The following is a 314-nucleotide window of genomic DNA, read 5'->3' on the forward strand; positions in this document are numbered from 1 at the left end:
ACGTCCTACTCTCCCAGGACCCTTCGGTCCAAGTACCATCGGCGCTAGAGGGCTTAACGGTCGTGTTCGGGATGGGTACGTGTGGAACCCCTCCGCTATCGCCACCAAACGAGCATTTGTGAAACAAATGCGTTCAGAGATCATTCTCTGAAAACTAGATCCGAAACGAAACCTGCGATTAAAACCTGCATATTGGATAAGCCCTCGACCGATTAGTACTGGTCAGCTCCATGCATTGCTGCACTTCCACCCCCAGCCTATCTACCTCGTCGTCTTCAAGGGGTCTTACATACTGGGAAATCTCATCTTGAGGG

At 51.3% G+C, this 314-nt stretch carries 2 rRNA genes; both read right to left on the reverse strand.

Annotation, left to right across the window (positions count from 1 at the left end):
• Positions 1–109, reverse strand: a 5S ribosomal RNA gene (rrf, locus tag HP552_RS00040); the annotation flags it as partial.
• An 83-nt stretch (positions 110–192) separates the two neighbouring features.
• Positions 193–314 (reverse strand): 23S ribosomal RNA (locus tag HP552_RS00045); the annotation flags it as partial.

It is taken from the genome of Paenibacillus xylanilyticus, assembly GCF_013359935.1.
GTDB lineage: Bacteria > Bacillota > Bacilli > Paenibacillales > Paenibacillaceae > Paenibacillus > Paenibacillus xylanilyticus.